The sequence below is a fragment of the Pseudoflavonifractor sp. HCP28S3_F10 genome, assembly GCF_052065415.1.
Taxonomy (GTDB): Bacteria; Bacillota; Clostridia; order Oscillospirales; family Oscillospiraceae; genus Pseudoflavonifractor_A.
In genome coordinates, this window is the sequence record NZ_JBQHUB010000002.1 from 161,825 (window position 1) to 175,587 (window position 13,763).

Here is a 13,763-nt window from a genome sequence, read left to right on the forward strand (position 1 = left end):
TCTGTTTGGGCGGCTTTTTTGGTGCGGTCTCCAAGCGGGACTGCGTGCTTGATATCTTCTTTGGCGTGGACTACCACTCCCACCTGGGCACCCGCCGGGGCGGCATGATCATCTACGATCAGGACAAGGGCTTCCAGCGCCAGATCCACAACATTGAGAACACCCCCTTCCGGACCAAGTTCGAGAAGGACCTGGCCGACTTTTCCGGCCGCAGCGGCATCGGCTGCATCAGCGACACCGATCCCCAGCCCCTGCTGGTGCGCTCCCATCTGGGCATGTTCGCCATCACCACCGTGGGCATCATCAACAACGCCGAGGAGCTGGTGGGGCAGTACTTCGACGCCGGCGTGGGCACCCAGTTCATGGCCATGAGCTCGGGCAAGGTCAACTCCACCGAGCTGGTGGCCGCCCTCATCAACCAGAAGGACAACTTTGTGGACGGCATCCGCCACGCCCAGGACGTGATCGACGGCTCGGCCACCATCCTCATCCTCACCCCGGACAACAGCATCATCGCCGCCCGGGACAAGCTGGGCCGCCTGCCCGTTCTGGTGGGCCGGGACGAGGACGGCTGCTGCGTCTCCTTTGAGTCCTTCGCCTACCACAAGCTGGGCTATCAGGACCACTACGAGCTGGGCCCCCGGGAGATCGTAAAGGTCACCTGCGGCGGCGTGGAGCGCCTCTCCGAGCCCGGCAAAGAGATGAAGATCTGCGCCTTCCTGTGGACCTACTATGGCTACCCCAACTCCAACTACGAGGGGGTCAACGTGGAGGTCATGCGCTACCACAACGGCGAGATCATGGCCCGGGCCGATAAAGAGAAGGGCATCGCTCAGGACGTGGACTACGTGGCCGGCGTGCCCGACTCCGGCCTGCCCCACGCCATCGGCTACTCCAACGCAAGCGGCAAGCCCTTCGCCCGCCCCTTCGTCAAGTACACCCCCACCTGGCCCCGGTCCTTCATGCCCGACAACCAGAAGGTCCGCAACCAGGTGGCCAAGATGAAGCAGATTCCCGTGCCCGAGCTCATTGAGGACAAGAAGCTGCTGCTGGTGGACGACTCCATCGTCCGCGGCACCCAGATGCGGGAGACCGTGGATTTCCTCTATGAGTCCGGGGCCAAAGAGGTCCATATCCGCTCCGCCTGCCCCCCCATCATGTACGGCTGCAAGTACCTCAACTTTTCCTCCAGTAAATCCGAGCTGGAGCTCATCACCCGCCGCACCGTCCAGGAGCTGGAGGGCGACGAGGGCCAGAAGCATCTGGACGAGTATGCCGACCCCGCAACCCAGCGGGGCCAGTGCATGCTGGAGGCCATCTGTAAAAAGCTGCACTTCACCACCCTGGGTTACCAGTCCCTGGAGGGCCTGATGGAGGCCATCGGACTGGAGCCCTGCAAGATCTGCACCTACTGCTGGACCGGCAAGGAATGATCTGCCCGGCGGGGCAGTTCCCCGCCCTACAATGTTTTGGAGGTTTTGAGATGAAGAACTCCCACTCTGAGTCCTATGCCGCCGCCGGCGTGGACGTCACCGCCGGTTACGAGGCGGTCAAGCGCATCAAGCCCATGGTGGAGTCCACCTACATCCCCGGCGTTATGGGCACGCTGGGCGGTTTCGGCGGCATGTTCGCCCCCGACATGGCCGGCATGAAGAAACCCGTGCTGGTCTCCGGCACCGACGGCGTAGGCACCAAGCTGAAGCTGGCTTTCCTCATGGACAGGCACGACACCGTGGGCATCGACTGCGTGGCCATGTGCGTGAACGATATCGTGTGCGGCGGCGCCGCTCCCCTCTTCTTCCTGGACTACATCGCCTGCGGCAAGAACGACCCCGGCCGCATCGCCGACATCGTCTCCGGCATCACCGAGGGCTGCCGTCAGGCCGGTTGCGCCCTGGTGGGCGGCGAGACCGCCGAAATGCCCGGTTTCTACCCCGTAGACGAATATGACCTGGCCGGCTTCTCGGTGGGTATGGTGGACGAGGAGAAGATCATCGACGGCAAGCGTCTCAGCCAGGGCGACGTGCTCATCGGCCTGCCCTCCACCGGCGTCCACTCCAACGGCTTCTCCCTGGTGCGCAAGGTGTTCGACGTGGAGCACTGCGATCTGAAGTCCCCCCTGGACGAGCTGGGCGGCAAGAGCCTGGGCGACACCCTGCTCACCCCCACCCGCATCTACGTCAAGGCCATCCAGGCCGTGCTGAAGGCCGGTGTGGATATCAAAGCGGTCAGCCACATCACCGGCGGCGGCTTCTATGAGAACGTGCCCCGCATGATGACCGAGGGCCTCACCGCCCGCATCGAGCTGGGTTCCTTCCCCCGCCTGCCCATCTTCGACCTGATCCAGAAGCAGGGCGGCATCCCTGAGCGGGACATGTACAATACCTTCAATATGGGTCTGGGCATGATCTTCGCCGTCCCCGCCAGCGAGGCCGCCCGGGCCATCGACGCGCTGAAGGCCGCCGGTGAGACCGCCTATCAGGTGGGCTCTGTGGTCAGCGGCGACGCCGGCGTGGAGCTGGTATGACCGCCATGGGAAAGAACATCGCCGTTCTTGTCTCCGGCGGCGGCACCAACCTGCAGGCCCTCATCGACGCCCAGGCCAGGGGTGAGATCGTAAACGGACAGATCACCGCCGTCATCTCCTCCCGGCCCGACGCCTACGCCCTGGAGCGGGCCCGTGCCGCCGGGATCCCCGGCTATGTGGTGGCCCGGAAGGAGTACCCCGACAGCCGCGCCATGACCGCCGCCCTGGTGAAGCTGCTCCGGTCCCTCTCCATCGACCTGGTAGTGCTGGCGGGCTATATGCACATCCTTACCGGCGAGATGGTGGATGCCTACCCCAACGCCATCCTCAACATCCATCCCGCCCTCATCCCCTCTTTCTGCGGCAAGGGGGCCTACGGCCTCCACGTCCATGAACAGGCCCTGGCCTACGGCGTGAAGGTCACCGGCGCCACCGTCCACTTCGTCAACGAGGAGGCCGACGGCGGCCCCATCGTCCTGCAGCAGGCGGTGGCCATCCGGGAGGATGACACCCCCGAGACCCTGCAGCGCCGGGTCATGGAGGAGGCCGAGTGGAAGCTGCTGCCCCGGGCCGTCTCCCTGTTCTGTCAGGACAGGCTGGCGGTGGAGGGCCGCCACGTCCGCATCCTCTGAGCCCCGTTTCCGGAACACCAGCTTGACAATGGCGCGCCGGATGTGGTAATTTAATCATGCGGTACAACTGACGGAAGTGGATGGACCACGGGGAGTACCGCCTCTGAACTGCCGACCGTCTGGGCGCACTTGTCTGAGTACAGGTGCGCCCTTTTTTCATCCCGCACCCGATTTTGAAAAAGGAGGATATCCCATGAACACCCTCGATCTCAACGAGATCCTGCGCAGTCATCCCTATCCCGGCCGGGGCATCGTGCTGGGCAAGTCCGCCGACGGCAAAAAGGCCGTCATCGCCTACTTCATCATGGGCCGCAGCGAGAACAGCCGCAACCGGGTCTTTGAGACCACCGACGACGGTATCCGCACCAAAGCCTTCGACGAGAGCAAGATGACCGATCCCTCCCTCATCATCTACCACCCCGTCCGGGTAGTGGGCAGCGACACAGTGGTCACCAACGGCGACCAGACCGACACCGTCCGGGACGGCCTGCTCGCCGGCAAGGTCTTTGCCCAGTCCCTCAAGACCCGGGAGTTCGAGCCCGACTGCCCCAACTACACCCCCCGCATCTCCGGCCTGATGCACGCCGACGGCAGCTACGCCCTGTCCATCCTGAAGAGCGCCGACGGTGACCCCGCTTCCTGCCGCCGCTATTTCTTCGGCTACGAGAATCCCCTGGCCGGCCAGGGGCACTTCATTCACACCTATCAGGAGAACCGGGATCCTCTGCCCTCCTTTGAGGGTGAGCCCCGGCAGGTGGCCATCACCGCCCCCGACGCCTGCACCCTGGCCGATGAGCTGTGGGAGAGCCTGAACGCGGACAACAAAGTCTCCCTCTTTGTGCGCTACATCGACCTGGAGAGCGGCAAGACCGACACCGTGATCAAAAACAAACACCAGGAGGGCTGAACCATGACCGAACTGGAACTGAAATACGGCTGCAACCCCAACCAGAAGCCCGCCCGCATCTTTATGGAGAGCGGCGAGCTGCCCCTGAAGGTGCTCAACGGCCGCCCCGGCTATATCAATTTTATGGACGCGCTCAACTCCTGGCAGCTGGTCAAGGCCCTGAAGAAGGCCACCGGCCTGTCCGCCGCCGCCTCCTTTAAGCACGTCTCCCCCGCCGGCGCCGCTCTGGGCCAGCCCCTGACTGATGTGGAGCGGAAGATCTACTTCCCCCCTGAGGGAGAGCTCTCCCCCATCGCCTGCGCCTATGTCCGCGCCCGGGGCGCCGACCGGCTGTGCTCCTTCGGCGACTGGGCCGCCCTGAGCGATGTGTGTGACGCCGATACCGCCCGCTGCCTGGCCGGTGAGGTGTCCGACGGCGTCATCGCTCCCGGCTACACTGACGAGGCTCTGGAGATCCTGAAGAGCAAGAAGAAGGGCGCCTACAACGTGGTGGAGATCGACCCCGGCTACGAGCCCGCCCCCATCGAGCGCCGCAGCATTTACGGCATCACCTTTGAGCAGGGCTACAACAGCCTGCCCATCGACGAGAGCGTGCTGGAGAACATCGTCACCGCCAATAAGGAGCTCTCCCAGCAGGCCAAAAACGACATGCTGCTCTCCCTCATCACCCTGAAGTACACCCAGTCCAACTCGGTGTGCTACGTGAAGAACGGCCAGACCATCGGCGTGGGCGCCGGCCAGCAGAGCCGCATCCACTGCACCCGTCTGGCCGGCAACAAGGCCGACATCTGGTGGCTGCGCCAGCATCCCAAGGTCCTGGGCCTGCAGTTCGTGGACGGCATCCGCCGTGCCGACCGGGACAATGCCATCGACATCTACATCTCCGACGAGCACGACGACGTGCTCTCCGACGGCGTGTGGCAGAACACCTTCAAGGTCCGCCCCGAGGTGCTCACCGCCGAGGAGAAGAAGGACTGGATCGCACAGCTCTCCGGCGTCACCGTGGGCTCCGATGCCTTCTTCCCCTTCGGCGACAACGTGGAGCGGGCCCGCAAGTCCGGCGTGCAGTACATTGCCCAGCCCGGCGGCTCCATCCGGGATGACCAGGTCATCGCCACCGCCGACAAGTACGGCATGGTCATGGCCTTCACCGGCGTGCGCCTGTTCCACCACTAAGCCATGGCGGGAACCGAGACCAGAGCCGGTGGGCTCAGCGGCACCCAGCTTAAATATCTGGCCGCCGTCTTCATGGTCATCGACCATGTGGGGATGCTCTTCTCCCCCATGTCCCCCTTCTTCCCGCCGGACTCCCTGTGGTTTTATCTGTTCCGCTATGTGGGGCGGCTGGCCTTTCCCATCTTCGCCTTTTTTGTGGCCGAGGGCTGCCGGAAGACCCATCACTACGCCGCCTATCTCAAGCGTCTGTTCCTCTTTGCCCTGCTGACCCAGGTGCCGCTGTACCTGGTGATGCCGGAGGACGGCCGCAGTGTCATCACCACCTTTTTCCTGGCCGCCCTGGCCATCGGGTGCTTCCGCCGGCTCGCCGGCAGGAGACATAAATGTCTGGCCTTTCTGGCCGCCGGGACCTGCGTGCTGCTCTCCCAGGTCCTCCACGGGGACTATGGCTGGATCGGCGCGCTGACGGTGGTGCTGCTCTACTTCGCCGGCGAGGACCGGAGGCGCCAGCTTTGCACCCTGGCGGCCTGTCTCCTCTTCTACTATCTGGCGGGCGGACTGTGGGCCTACTGGGGCGCCCCCGCCATCGCCCTGCTTCAGACCGAGGGCTGGGCCGGCTTCCTGGTGGATATGGGTGAGCGGCTCCCCTTCTTCCGGCAGGTCTACCTGCCCTACTCCCTGCTGATGGGCGGCTTCTCCTGCTGCTCCCTCATCCCCCTCTCCCGGTATAACGGACAGCGGGGCAGCGGCAGCCGCTGGTTCTTTTACTGGTTCTATCCCATCCACCTGGTGGTCCTTTGGATGATCCAGTTTCTTGTGACTTGATCGACTTCATTTAAGGAGGTATTTCCATGCATGTTTTAGTGGTGGGCGGCGGCGGCCGTGAGCACGCCATCGTCTGGGCCCTTTCAAAAAGCTGTAAAGTGGATAAACTTTCCTGTTCTCCCGGCAACGCGGGCATCGCGGAACTGGCCCAGTGCGTCCCCGTGAAGGCCACCGACGTGGCCGGCATGGTGGACTGGGCCAAGGCCAACGCCGTGGACTTCGTCATGGTGGCCCCCGACGACCCTCTGGCCATGGGCATGGTGGACGCGCTGGAGGCCGCCGGCATCCCCGCCTTCGGCCCCCGGGCCAACGCCGCGGTCATCGAGGCCAGCAAGGTCTTTTCCAAAGACCTGATGGCCAAATACCACATTCCAACTGCAAAGTATCAAGCCTTTACAGATATGGATGCCGCGCTGGCCTATGTCCGCAGCCAGGGCGCGCCCATCGTGGTCAAGGCCGACGGTCTGGCCCTGGGTAAGGGCGTCATCGTGGCCCAGACCGTGGCCGAAGCCGAGGAGGCTGTCCGCGCCATGATGGCCGACAAAAAGTTCGGCGAGGCCGGCGCCCGGGTGGTCATCGAGGAGTGCATGACCGGCCCCGAGGTCACCGTGCTGGCCTTCTGCGACGGGAAGCACCTCTCCCCCATGCCCGCCTCCCAGGACCACAAGCGGGCCTATGACGGCAACAAGGGTCCCAACACCGGCGGCATGGGCTCCATCGCCCCGGTGGCCTGCTACACCCCCGAGGTGGCCAAAGTGTGCATGGAGACCATCTTCCAGCCCACCGTGGACGCCATGGCCGCCGAGGGCCGTCCCTTCCAGGGCGTGCTCTACTTCGGCCTGATGCTCACCCCTGACGGCCCCAAGGTGGTGGAGTACAACTCCCGCTTTGGCGACCCCGAGTGCCAGTCTGTCCTCTCCCTGCTGGACACCGACCTGATGGACATCCTCACCGCCTGCCGGGAAGGTACGCTGGACCAGGTGGACGTGCGCTGGAAGCCGGGCGCCGCCTGCTGTCTGGTACTGGCCTCCGGCGGCTATCCCGGCCCCTATCAGAAGGGCTGCCCCATCACCGGTCTGGAGAAGGCCGGGGAGACCGCTGTGGTCTTCCATGCCGGTACCGCCCGGAACAATGCCGGTGAGATCGTCACCAGCGGCGGCCGGGTGCTGGGCGTCACCGCTGTGGAATCCGACCTGGAGGGCGCCATCGCCCTGGCCTACCAGTCTGCAAAGCATATTAGCTTTACAGACATGCAGTTCCGCACCGACATCGGACACGCATTTTGATGCGTTGAGACAGGAGGTCAAGTATGAAGCTTCAGCACGAAAAAGGCCGCATCTTTGCTCTTGATCCGGAGGGAAAGCTGATCGCTGAGATCCTTTTTCCCTCCCTCAACGGCGTGGCGGCCATCACCCGCACCTTTGTGGACGAGTCCCTCCGGGGCCAGGGGGCAGCCGGACAGCTGATGGAGGCCGCCGTGGAGCAGATCCGCTCCGAGGGTCTGAAGGCCCGCCCCATCTGTTCCTACGCCGCCAAGTGGTTTGAAAAGCATCCCGAGCAGGGCGATCTGCTCTGAAACTCCCGGTCCCGCCTCCCACCCGGAGGCGGGACCTTTTTCGGCGCTCCTGTCCGCATAACACCCTCCTGAGCGCCAACGCAACCGCCGGTTGTCATTTTCTCTACCCTTTTTGGTTGCGCAGACCGCCCGGAGCTGATATGCTGAAACCGCTCAAAATTCATGACCGGAGGTCGTCATCCATGTTTCAGGACCGTCTCTATCAGCTGCGGAGATCCAAAGGGCTCTCCCAGGAAGAGCTTGCCCATGTAATCGGCGTATCGCGCCAGGCCGTTCAAAAATGGGAGAGCGGAGTTTCCCAAAGTTAAAGATACCACATCAATCCCACGCGGACTTTTGCTCAACCGATACAGCCGGAGGGCTGGATAACAAGAAAAGGCGGTATGCGCCCCGTGGAGGGGTAGCGTACCGCCTTTTCTTGTGGGGGTTTCCAAAGGGGGCAACGCCCCCATTTGGCACACGACTTTGCGAAGCAAAGTGTAGTGTGTTATACGCTCTGCCGGCGTTGCCCTGAAAATACCGTTGCCGCCGGGGAGGGCAAGGGCATTTGACGCGGCAGGAAAGCAGGGCTTTGTTTGGGGCTGGTAAGCCGGAAACAAAGGGCTGATTTCAGCAGCAGACAGGGCGTATTATGAAAGCCCCCGTCCCTCGTCCTCCGCCCCCGGCCTATGGGACAAAAAGTCCCAAAGCTCTGGACACCGTGACCAGATGTGTGGCCACACTCCGGGAAAAGTAGCAGGACGGCAGGAAACCGTCAAGGCTGAAATGAATGGGCTGACGCCCGGCCTTGACCGTTCCCCGCCGCCCCGCTGGATGGGTGGACAAGGTGGCCAATCCCTAAAAGTGTTTGGCCGCACTCGTTCATTTTGGGGCCTTTCTTCTCCCAAAATTGAAATGGGCGGGAAAGCCCTAAAATGGCTTTCCCGCCTTGATTACCCATTAGCAAAGACGGGCGAGACTGTCAACGGCGGCGCTGAAAGCGCCGTTCATCTTGACCGTTGACTGGCTCGCCTGGCTTTGCTACTGCCCGTAAGAGATGGAAAAACAAGATGGAAAACAAGGTTAAAAATGGTTGACAAGTCTATCGGATGTGTGTTATACTGTGCGACAGTTTGAGATTGGAAGGAGGCTTACGTGTGTTAATTTGTGTACGCTAATAAGCAATAAAAAGTAGAAGTACCTTTCCACATGATGGTGGGCTTTTTTTGCGTGCGTATGCAAAGGAACACGTAGGTTTGACACGAGCAGTCTTTGAACTGTATCGTGGTGTTTTTTCGTGCTTTGTTGTTATGCAGGCGTCTGCCCTCTCTGTGGGACAACGCCTGCTTTTTATTGCAGAAACAAAGGAACAATGCAATAAAAAAGGAGGTTCGCATTATGACCCAAAACAACAATTCATGGAGAAAAACTTATTTTACACTTCTTGCCGGACAAGCAATATCCTTTATTAGCAGCGGTATTTTGCAAATGGCCATTATCTTTTATTTGGTTGCGAAAACTAATTCTGCAATCATATTGACGGCGGCAACACTGATTGGATTTTTGCCGCAAGCCTGTTTAGGCCCGTTTGCAGGTGCTTTTGTTGACCGGCACAGCCGTAAAAGCGTAATGATTGGTGCGGATTTGATAATTGCCGCCGCTGGCGGTATTCTGGCGCTGGTGGCGTTTTACATGGAATTGCCCGTATGGTCTATTATGGTTGTCCTGTTAATCCGAAGTGCGGGAACTGCTTTTCATTCTCCAGCATTCAGCGCAGCAACACCTATGATTGTGCCAAAAGAGGAACTTACAAAATGCGCTGGTTACACGCAGACCATGCAAGCAGTAAGTGCGATTATCAGTCCAGCTGCCGCAGCGTTTTTATATGCTGTTTGGCCTCTTAATGCAATTATATTGTTAGATATTGTGGGTGCAATCCTTGCCTGTGTGACTGTTGCGATTTCGTCCATACCAACGCCTGAACTATGTCCAGAAACGAAAAGACAACAGTTTTTACAGGATATGAAAGAGGGGTATGTGGTATTAAAGCAAAACAGGGGCCTCTTTGCTCTGCTCTGGATTGGTGTAATTTATATGTTCTTTTATATGCCAATCAGTACGCTTTTTCCTCTCATCTGTATGTCATACTTCAAAGGAACACCGGCCCATGCCTCTGCCGCTGAAATTGCTTTTGCGGTTGGTATGCTGCTTGGCGGAGTCATTCTGAGCATTTGGGGCGGTTTTAAGAAACGGCGGTACACCATCGGTCTTTCCGTTCTCCTGATGGGCGTTAGCAATATGCTCTCCGGGCTTTTGCCGCCAGACGCATTTCTTGTCTTTGTTGTGTGCTGTACTGTTATGGGAATTTCCGCTCCATTTTACGGTGTGCAAAATGCGATTTTTCAAGAAACGGTCAAACCAGAATATCTGGGGAGAGTTTTTTCTCTACTGACAAGCGCCGCTTCCCTCGCCATGCCGTTTGGCCTTGTCATTTCCGGGCCTCTGGCGGAGCGGCTGGGAGTTGAGAAATGGTTTGTCATTTGCGGAATTGGCATTATCATCGTTGCGCTTGCCGTATTTTTACTACCCGGTTTGAGAGAGATTGACAATACGCAATAATCAACTGCACCTTTTTCTATTACTAAACAAAATGCCTGGATGGTGGTTCTGAAAAACCAGAACCGCCGTTCAGGCATTTTTTATCTTCGTCCTCTCTGCGGTTTTGGATTCTTCAGCAAGTCGGATTTTTCCGCAATCTTTTTCAGCCACTTCCGTTCTTCTACTGACAGCTTCCTAAAATTCAGCTTGAGCCGTTTGCAGATAAACGCCAAGTACGCTTGTTCCGTGTCGCTGTCCTGGCTGACGATTTCACCAGCAGTTTCCAGCATTTCTTTTAGCGGGTTATCCTCTGGGACGCTGAAAAAATCGTCCTTGTGTGTTTCCCGCAGAGCAAGGGCAATCCCGTTTATGTCCCGTTGTATCACATAGCGGCAAAACTCGTCCTCATCAATATGGGCGGTGATAAGCTGTCTTAACTGCGTATCACTCATGCCAGGATTATGCTTTTTTATAACAGTTGCGCTCATCGTGTCCACTATGGCGTTTGCACCCTGCGCCTGTTTCAGTGCCGTTCCGTTCACATAGATTTCAAGGTCAGCCATCAGCCGGGGGAAATCCGGGTGCGCCGCCAGCTCACACAGCAGGGTATTGTCTATCCTCCCGCTTTTCAGCAGGTCAATCATTTTATCACTCAAACGCAGGTCTGCAAGATCGGCGTTTGGGTGATTTTTCATTTCAGACAGCCCCAGCAGATAATCAGCGGTCACACCGTAAAACTTCGCCAGCCGGATAAGGGCATAGTGGCTGATGTCCTTGAAGTCTTCCGTTTCGTAACTGCCCAGCGCAGACTTGGAAAGCCCGGTCTGCTCCGCAAGCTGCCCCAGCGTCAAGCCACGCTCCACACGTAGGTCTTTTAATCGCTCTTGTATGGATAAAGACATATTCACCCTCCTTGCTAGCTCAACGAAAGAGAAGCCGTTATGCTATGTACTATGCTCATAGCATAACGGCATAGGCATTTACAGTTTTATTTTACCATTTGCTACATCTTCACGAAATTTATCAACAAGCTTCGCTGTCAGCTTGGATTTACCGTAGTGTTCAAGTACAAAAGTACGATAACTTTTTCCATCTACAAGCACATCACTTTTTCTGGTCAACAACCAATTTCCGTTACCTCCTCCCTGTTCTCTAATATTCCAGTCTTTCCCATATCTTTTATAGATTTCATCTTTTTTACCTTGAACAGACATTGATTCGCTTGGAATATAAACAATTTGCATAATAGCTCCTCCTTTATTTTGTGCAAGAAGACCAGAAACCTGAATTTGTCTTTTATCTTTTTTTGATTATATCACAAATCCGAGAGCGTGGAAATAGGGAGTTTTTCAGGCTGATTTCCTACCTCTTGGATATACGGCACAGGCGGTCAAAAAGGTGTAGACTTGGGATAGTTCATCGATGGACAAGCACCTTGGAAACAGAACACGCCAAAGAAAACGGAGGGACGCATGAGCAAAAGACCCTATCAACACCTGCCGCCGCTGGAACACAGGCCGGACGGCTCCCCCTACCGCATAACCCCGCCCCAGAAGAGACGAGCCAGCGGCCTGATACGCCGGGAGTGCTGCAACTGCGAGGACGGAAACTGCCTTGCGCTGGACGATGGCGACACCTGCGCCTGTCCGCAGATGATTTCGTTCTCCGTCTGCTGCAAGTGGTTCCGCTGGGCGGTCTTGCCGCTGGACAGGACGCTGGAAGCGGAGATTTACCGGGACAGGGACTTGAAACGCTGTGCGGAGTGCGGCGGTGTGTTCGTCCCGAAGTCCAACCGGGGCAAATACTGCCCGGACTGCGCCGCCAGAGTTCACAGGCGGCAGAAAACAGAAAGTGAACGGAAAAGGAGGTCTGCTGTGGACAGTTAAGAGCGGGAAAAGCCTTGATTTGCAAGGCTCCGCAAGCCCTCAACCGGGGCGGCTGGTATCATTTATCATTCGCCCCGGAAAACGGGCCTCTAACCGTCCACAAAACACGCTATGACAAACACGATTTATATTCACCAGCCGGAAAAGGCGTTCAGTTTCACCCGGCTCCCCAATTTCCTTTTTGAAGCACCCACATTCCAGCCCTTGAGCAACGAAGCGAAGGTGCTGTATGCCTTTGTCCTGCGCCGGGCGGAGTTGTCCCGGAAGAACGGCTGGGCGGACGAGTACGGGCGGGTCTACCTGTACTACCCCATCTGCGAGGTGGTCGCTTTGCTCCGCTGCGGGCGGCAGAAAGCGGTCAACACCCTGCGGGAGTTGCAGTATGCGGGGCTGGTGGAAATCCAGAAACAGGGCTGTGGAAAACCCAACCGCATTTACCCGAAATCCTATGAAGCGGTTCCAAACACCGACTTCAAGAAATCCGGTTATGGTACGCCGGAGGGCTGAAAACCGTACTTGGCGAGTACGAAAATCAATCCTCTTGAAGTACGGAAATCTGACGGTATATAGAAATACAGAGATTAAAACCATCTATTTACATTCATTCCATTCCAATCCTATCAGAGATATTTTCGGCGGGAAAACCCGCCGGAAAGGAATGGAATGGGGAAAGGAGTTCAATGGCACAACACGCAATTTTGCGATTTGAGAAGCACAAGGGCCACCCGGCGGGGCCGCTGGAAGCCCACCATGAACGGAAAAAGGAGCAGTACGCCAGCAACCCGGACATTGACACCAGCCGGAGCAAGTACAATTTCCACATCGTCAAGCCGGATGGCCGCTACTACCATTTCATTCAGAGCCGCATCGAGCAGGCCAGATGCCGCACCCGCAAGGACAGCACTCGGTTTGTGGACACGCTGATTACCGCCAGCCCGGAGTTTTTCAAGGGCAAGTCCCCAAAGGAGATAGCGGCCTACTTCCAGAGGGCGGCGGACTTCCTCATTGACCGGGTGGGCCGGGAGAACATCGTTTCGGCTATGGTACACATGGATGAAAAAACGCCCCATCTGCACTTGGTCTTTGTGCCGCTGACAAAGGACAACCGCCTGTGCGCCAAAGAAATTATCGGCAACCGGGCCAATCTGACGAAGTGGCAGGACGATTTTCACGCCTGTATGGTGGAGCAGTACCCCGACCTGGAGCGTGGGGAAAGCGCCAGCAAGACGGGCCGGAAGCATATCCCCACCCGGCTGTTCAAACAGGCGGTCAACCTCTCCAAACAGGCGAGGGCCATTGAAGCGGTTCTCTCCGGCATTACCCCGCTGAACGCCGGAAAGAAGAAAGAGGAAGCCCTCTCCATGCTGAAAAAGTGGTTTCCGCAGATGGAGAACTTCTCCGGGCAACTGAAAAAATACAAGGTCACAATCAATGACTTGTTAGCGGAAAATGAAAAGCTGGAAGTCAGGGCAAAGGCCAGCGAAAAAGGCAAGATGAATGACACGATGGAACGGGCGAAGTTAAAAAGCGAACTGGACGATATGCGGCGGCTGGTTGACCGTATCCCGCCGGATATACTGGCGGAACTGAAACGTCAGCAGCGGCACACGGTAAAGGAAAGGTGATAGATATAAGCAGAAATTTTCGCCGCCTCTGT

Annotated in this window: 15 protein-coding genes and 1 riboswitch; of the genes, 13 read left to right on the forward strand and 2 right to left on the reverse strand. The window is 58.1% G+C overall.

What is annotated here, in order from left to right; genetic code table 11:
• The first annotated feature begins 5 nt into the window (after positions 1–5).
• The 10 genes from ACTNBZ_RS02370 to ACTNBZ_RS02415 all read left to right on the forward strand — a co-directional run bounded on the left by ACTNBZ_RS02370 (position 6) and on the right by ACTNBZ_RS02415 (position 10,241).
• The gene (locus ACTNBZ_RS02370) at positions 6–1,433 is read left to right on the forward strand and encodes an amidophosphoribosyltransferase (protein ID WP_441208044.1); all 1,428 of its coding nucleotides are present in this window, start codon (positions 6–8) and stop codon (positions 1,431–1,433) included.
• A 50-nt stretch (positions 1,434–1,483) separates the two neighbouring features.
• On the forward strand, positions 1,484–2,527 hold the full coding sequence (gene purM, locus ACTNBZ_RS02375; RefSeq protein WP_441208045.1) for a phosphoribosylformylglycinamidine cyclo-ligase: 1,044 nt from the start codon (positions 1,484–1,486) through the stop codon (positions 2,525–2,527).
• 5 nt (positions 2,528–2,532) lie between these two features.
• On the forward strand, positions 2,533–3,159 hold the full coding sequence (gene purN / locus ACTNBZ_RS02380; RefSeq protein WP_441208056.1) for a phosphoribosylglycinamide formyltransferase: 627 nt from the start codon (positions 2,533–2,535) through the stop codon (positions 3,157–3,159).
• Between the two features lie 53 nt (positions 3,160–3,212).
• Positions 3,213–3,291: riboswitch (ZMP/ZTP riboswitch) on the forward strand.
• A 61-nt stretch (positions 3,292–3,352) separates the two neighbouring features.
• On the forward strand, positions 3,353–4,066 hold the full coding sequence (locus ACTNBZ_RS02385; protein ID WP_441208046.1) for an IMP cyclohydrolase: 714 nt from the start codon (positions 3,353–3,355) through the stop codon (positions 4,064–4,066).
• Positions 4,067–4,069: 3 nt separating this feature from the next.
• Positions 4,070–5,242 (forward strand): phosphoribosylaminoimidazolecarboxamide formyltransferase, encoded by a 1,173-nt coding sequence (locus ACTNBZ_RS02390; RefSeq protein WP_441208047.1) that lies wholly within the window; start codon positions 4,070–4,072, stop codon positions 5,240–5,242.
• Between the two features lie 3 nt (positions 5,243–5,245).
• On the forward strand, positions 5,246–6,067 hold the full coding sequence (locus ACTNBZ_RS02395) for a TraX family protein (protein WP_441208048.1): 822 nt from the start codon (positions 5,246–5,248) through the stop codon (positions 6,065–6,067).
• Between the two features lie 26 nt (positions 6,068–6,093).
• Positions 6,094–7,353: a phosphoribosylamine--glycine ligase gene (gene purD, locus ACTNBZ_RS02400; protein WP_441208049.1), complete on the forward strand. Its 1,260-nt coding sequence runs from the start codon at positions 6,094–6,096 to the stop codon at positions 7,351–7,353.
• A 23-nt stretch (positions 7,354–7,376) separates the two neighbouring features.
• Positions 7,377–7,643, forward strand: a complete 267-nt coding sequence (locus ACTNBZ_RS02405) for a GNAT family N-acetyltransferase (RefSeq protein ID WP_441208050.1) — start codon at positions 7,377–7,379, stop codon at positions 7,641–7,643.
• 182 nt (positions 7,644–7,825) lie between these two features.
• Complete coding sequence (locus tag ACTNBZ_RS02410) at positions 7,826–7,951, forward strand: helix-turn-helix transcriptional regulator (RefSeq protein ID WP_441208051.1); 126 nt, start codon at positions 7,826–7,828, stop codon at positions 7,949–7,951.
• 1,069 nt (positions 7,952–9,020) lie between these two features.
• On the forward strand, positions 9,021–10,241 hold the full coding sequence (locus tag ACTNBZ_RS02415) for an MFS transporter (protein WP_002584949.1): 1,221 nt from the start codon (positions 9,021–9,023) through the stop codon (positions 10,239–10,241).
• Positions 10,242–10,321: 80 nt separating this feature from the next.
• On the opposite strand, the gene ACTNBZ_RS02420 is transcribed toward ACTNBZ_RS02415, so the two are convergent.
• Both ACTNBZ_RS02420 and ACTNBZ_RS02425 read right to left on the reverse strand, forming a co-directional pair.
• Positions 10,322–11,122: a helix-turn-helix domain-containing protein gene (locus ACTNBZ_RS02420; RefSeq protein WP_441208052.1), complete on the reverse strand. Its 801-nt coding sequence runs from the start codon at positions 11,120–11,122 to the stop codon at positions 10,322–10,324.
• Positions 11,123–11,200: 78 nt separating this feature from the next.
• A complete protein-coding gene (locus tag ACTNBZ_RS02425; protein WP_002575859.1) occupies positions 11,201–11,464 on the reverse strand; it encodes a hypothetical protein in 264 nt (87 codons plus the stop codon).
• 228 nt (positions 11,465–11,692) lie between these two features.
• On the opposite strand from ACTNBZ_RS02425, the gene ACTNBZ_RS02430 reads away from it, so the two are divergent.
• The 3 genes from ACTNBZ_RS02430 to mobV all read left to right on the forward strand — a co-directional run bounded on the left by ACTNBZ_RS02430 (position 11,693) and on the right by mobV (position 13,731).
• Positions 11,693–12,106, forward strand: coding sequence for a cysteine-rich VLP domain-containing protein (locus ACTNBZ_RS02430; RefSeq protein WP_002575860.1), 414 nt, complete (start codon positions 11,693–11,695; stop codon positions 12,104–12,106).
• Positions 12,107–12,217: 111 nt separating this feature from the next.
• On the forward strand, positions 12,218–12,613 hold the full coding sequence (locus tag ACTNBZ_RS02435; protein WP_002575861.1) for a replication initiator protein A: 396 nt from the start codon (positions 12,218–12,220) through the stop codon (positions 12,611–12,613).
• Between the two features lie 173 nt (positions 12,614–12,786).
• Complete coding sequence (mobV, locus tag ACTNBZ_RS02440; protein ID WP_441208053.1) at positions 12,787–13,731, forward strand: MobV family relaxase; 945 nt, start codon at positions 12,787–12,789, stop codon at positions 13,729–13,731.
• Positions 13,732–13,763 lie beyond the last annotated feature (32 nt).

Bases quoted from the DNA above. Each gene is read 5' to 3' on its own strand.
- purM (WP_441208045.1), top strand. From the start codon at position 1,484: ATGAAGAACTCCCACTCTGAGTCCTATGCCGCCGCCGGCGTGGACGTC.
- purN (WP_441208056.1), top strand. From the start codon at position 2,533: ATGGGAAAGAACATCGCCGTTCTTGTCTCCGGCGGCGGCACCAACCTG.
- ACTNBZ_RS02385 (WP_441208046.1), top strand. From the start codon at position 3,353: ATGAACACCCTCGATCTCAACGAGATCCTGCGCAGTCATCCCTATCCC.
- ACTNBZ_RS02390 (WP_441208047.1), top strand. From the start codon at position 4,070: ATGACCGAACTGGAACTGAAATACGGCTGCAACCCCAACCAGAAGCCC.
- ACTNBZ_RS02395 (WP_441208048.1), top strand. From the start codon at position 5,246: ATGGCGGGAACCGAGACCAGAGCCGGTGGGCTCAGCGGCACCCAGCTT.
- purD (WP_441208049.1), top strand. From the start codon at position 6,094: ATGCATGTTTTAGTGGTGGGCGGCGGCGGCCGTGAGCACGCCATCGTC.
- ACTNBZ_RS02405 (WP_441208050.1), top strand. From the start codon at position 7,377: ATGAAGCTTCAGCACGAAAAAGGCCGCATCTTTGCTCTTGATCCGGAG.
- ACTNBZ_RS02410 (WP_441208051.1), top strand. From the start codon at position 7,826: ATGTTTCAGGACCGTCTCTATCAGCTGCGGAGATCCAAAGGGCTCTCC.
- ACTNBZ_RS02415 (WP_002584949.1), top strand. From the start codon at position 9,021: ATGACCCAAAACAACAATTCATGGAGAAAAACTTATTTTACACTTCTT.
- ACTNBZ_RS02420 (WP_441208052.1), bottom strand. From the start codon at position 11,122: ATGTCTTTATCCATACAAGAGCGATTAAAAGACCTACGTGTGGAGCGT.
- ACTNBZ_RS02425 (WP_002575859.1), bottom strand. From the start codon at position 11,464: ATGCAAATTGTTTATATTCCAAGCGAATCAATGTCTGTTCAAGGTAAA.
- ACTNBZ_RS02430 (WP_002575860.1), top strand. From the start codon at position 11,693: ATGAGCAAAAGACCCTATCAACACCTGCCGCCGCTGGAACACAGGCCG.
- ACTNBZ_RS02435 (WP_002575861.1), top strand. From the start codon at position 12,218: ATGACAAACACGATTTATATTCACCAGCCGGAAAAGGCGTTCAGTTTC.
- mobV (WP_441208053.1), top strand. From the start codon at position 12,787: ATGGCACAACACGCAATTTTGCGATTTGAGAAGCACAAGGGCCACCCG.